The following is a 3,069-nucleotide window of genomic DNA, read 5'->3' as shown; positions in this document are numbered from 1 at the left end:
CAGGCGGCTGCGGGTGCGCGGGCGGCGGCATTCCCGAGGCCTGCATGAGCGCCTGGATGTCGTGCTGGTCCAGCTCCAGCCAGGCGCCGCGCTTGAGTCCGCGCGGCAAGACCATGGCGCCGTAGCGGATGCGGATCAGGCGGCTGACCGCATGGCCCACCGATTCGAACATGCGCCGCACCTCCCGGTTGCGCCCCTCGGAGATGGTGACGCGGTACCAGCAATTCGCACCTTCGCCGCCCCCGTCCTCGATGGTGCCGAAGGCGGCGCGCCCATCCTCCAGCTCGACGCCGTCGAGCAGGCGCTGGCGCCCCTCGTCGGAGAGCGTGCCCAGCACGCGCACCGCGTACTCACGCTCCAGTCCGAAGCGCGGGTGCATCAGCCGGTTGGCCAGTTCGCCGGAATTCGTGAACAGCAGCAGCCCCTCGGTGTTCAGGTCGAGGCGCCCGACCGACTGCCACTTGCCGTGCATCAGGCGCGGCAGCTTGCGAAACACCGTCGGCCGGTTCTGCGGGTCGTCGTGCGTCACCACCTCGCCCACTGGCTTGTGGTAGGCCAGCACGCGCGGCGGCGGCGGCGCGATGCGCACGCGGATGGGCTTGCCGTTGACCTTGATCTGGTCGCCGTACTGCACGCGCTGGCCCACATGGGCCGGCTCGTTGTTGACGGAAATGCGTCCCTCCAGGATCAGCTGCTCCATCTCCAGGCGCGAGCCCATGCCGGCCTGCGCCAGCACCTTGTGCAGCTTCGGGCTCTCGACGTGCGGCTGCAGCACGCGCTTGGCCGGGCGCAGCTGCGCATCGGCCTCGTCCTGGTCGAGCTGGCCCGCCACCACATCGGCGAACTCGTAGCCGGCCGTGCGCATTGGGGCGGGACGCTGGCGCCGGGGTCTGGGCGCCTGCCCTGCGCCCTCTCGCCGGTCGGTGGAGCCGCCGGCCTGGGGCCGGGTGCGGCCCGGGGTCTTGCGGGGGGGCCTGCGGTCTTCATTCATCGTCGTCATCTCTTGCATGCGTGGCATGGGTGGCTGTTTCGCCGCGCGGTTCCTGGCCAGCCGGCTCCCGCGGCCCGTGCGGCGCGGCGTCCGGCGGGTCGGGCGGCATCTCTCCGGACAGCGCCGCGGCCAAGGCCTCGGCGGCGTCGGTGCGCCCCGCCACGTCCTCGAGAGGCGGGAGCTGGTCCAGCGACTGCAGGCCCAGGTCGTCCAGGAACTGCCGCGTGGTCGCCAGCAGCGCCGGGCGCCCCGCGGTCTCCCGGTGCCCGATGACCTCGATCCAGCCCCGGTCCTCGAGCTGCTTGATGATCAGGCTGTTCACCGTGACGCCGCGGATGTCCTCGATGTCGCCGCGCGTCACCGGCTGGCGGTAGGCGATGATCGCCAGGGTCTCGAGGACGGCGCGCGTGTAGCGCGGCGGCTTCTCGGGATGGAGCCGGTCGAGGTACTCGCGCATCTGGGGGCGACTCTGGAAACGCCAGCCACTTGCCAGCGCCACCAGCTCGACCCCGCGCGGTGCCCACTCCTGCTGCAGTTGGCCGAGCAGCATCCGGATCGAATCCGCGCCCAGCGCGTCGCCAAACAGCAGGCGCAGCTCGCGCACCGTGAGCGGCTGCGCGGCGCACAGCAGCGCGGTCTCGAGAACCCGTTTGGCTTCCACCGAATTCATGGCGCAACCGTTGCGGAAAGAAAGGGGGTCGGTGCGGCCGCGCTGCAGCACAGGGAGGGCGCGGCGTAGAGTGTGGGTCAGGAGCACCTTCCCAGGTGCTTGCGCAGCTGGCCGCGCGGCGCGCTGCGCGGTCCTATGCGCCCGAAGGCAGATTGTAGCCGAGGCCCCAGTGCGCGAGCGCCGCGCGCAGGTCGGCAGGCAGCGGCGCATGGCACTCCAGCGCCGCGCCCGTCACCGGGTGCACGAAGGCCAGGCGCCAGGCGTGCAGGGCCTGGCGCTCCAGCCCCGCCCCGGGGCGCCCGCCATAGAGAGCGTCGGCCACCAGCGGGTGCCCGATGGAGGCCATGTGCACGCGGATCTGGTGGGTGCGCCCGGTGTGCAGGGTGCAGCGCGCCAGCAAGGCCTCCTCGCCCTGCGCGAGCAGCCGCACGTCGGTGCGCGCCGGCTTGGCGGGGTGGCGCGCCGGATCGAGCACTGCCATGCGCAGCCGCTGGCGCGGATCGCGCCCCATCGCGGCCTCGATGCGGCGCTCGTCCGGACCACGCCAGCGCCCCCAGGCGAGCGCCAGGTATTGCCGGCTGACTTCGCGCGCGGCAATCAGCCGCACCAGCGCGTCCATGGTCGCGCGGGTGCGCGCCACGACCATCAGGCCGCTGGTGTCCTTGTCCAGCCGGTGCACGATACCGGCGCGCGGCAGCTGTGCGGCGCGCGGGTCGCGCCCGAGCAGGGCGTTGAGCAGGGTGCCGCTCCAGTGGCCGGGCGCGGGATGCACCACCAGCCCGGCGGGCTTGTCGACGACCAGCAGATGCTCATCCTCGTACGCCACCGCAAGTGGCAGCTGCTCCGGCCGGAAGGCCTGGCTCTGCTGGGTGGGGCGCATCTCGACCAGCAGCCGGGCGCCGGCCTGCACCCGCTGGGCCGGTTTGGGCGCCGGGCGGCCGTCCAGCTGCACGGCGCCCTGCGCCAGCAGCTGCTGCAGGTAGCTGCGCGAGAACTCGGGCACCAACTCGGCGAGCGCCTTGTCCAGGCGCTGCTGGTGCAGCGCGGCAGGCACGGTGAGCGAGCGCAGCTCGGCCGCACCCTCCTCCGGTCCGCCCGGATCGACCAGTTCCTCCTCGTCCTCTGGGCCCGCGCCTGGCCCGGGCGGCGCGCTGGGGGTCAACGCGCCGGGAGGTAGCGCGCCGGATCGACCGGCTTGCCCTGGCGACGGATCTCGAAATGCAGCTTGACGCGGTCGGCGTCCGTATTGCCCATTTCGGCGATCTTCTGGCCACGGCGCACGTTCTGGTCCTCCTTGACCAGCAGCGTGCGGTTGTGCGCGTAGGCCGTGAGGTAGGTGTTGTTGTGCTTGAGGATGATCAGGTTGCCGTAGCCGCGCAGCCCGGCGCCGGCATAGACCACCCGCCCG

The 3,069-nt window shown here is 72.5% G+C and carries 4 protein-coding genes; all 4 read right to left on the bottom strand.

The features are described 5' to 3' along the window. On the bottom strand, positions 1-1,018 hold a 1,018-nt coding region (locus A612_RS03485), incomplete at its 3' end, for a pseudouridine synthase (RefSeq protein ID WP_040435873.1). Further along, positions 984-1,661 carry an SMC-Scp complex subunit ScpB gene (gene scpB / locus A612_RS03480; RefSeq protein ID WP_019373201.1) on the bottom strand — a complete coding sequence of 226 codons (678 nt, stop codon included), beginning with the start codon at positions 1,659-1,661 and terminating at the stop codon, positions 984-986. The genes A612_RS03485 and scpB, both read right to left, overlap by 35 nt. A 133-nt stretch (positions 1,662-1,794) precedes the next feature. Beyond that, a complete protein-coding gene (locus A612_RS03475) occupies positions 1,795-2,823 on the bottom strand; it encodes an RluA family pseudouridine synthase (RefSeq protein ID WP_019373200.1) in 1,029 nt (342 codons plus the stop codon). Next, positions 2,820-3,069 (bottom strand): peptidoglycan DD-metalloendopeptidase family protein (locus A612_RS03470; RefSeq protein WP_040435867.1); only part of this gene is annotated, 250 nt, incomplete at its 5' end. The genes A612_RS03475 and A612_RS03470, both read right to left, overlap by 4 nt.

The organism is Melaminivora alkalimesophila (assembly GCF_000282995.1).
Taxonomy (GTDB): domain Bacteria; phylum Pseudomonadota; class Gammaproteobacteria; order Burkholderiales; family Burkholderiaceae_C; genus Melaminivora; species Melaminivora alkalimesophila.
This window is presented reverse-complemented; position numbering and strand designations above follow the sequence as displayed.

Coding starts and splice junctions, on each gene's coding strand:
- scpB (WP_019373201.1), bottom strand. CDS start 1,661: ATGAATTCGGTGGAAGCCAAACGGGTTCTCGAGACCGCGCTGCTGTGC.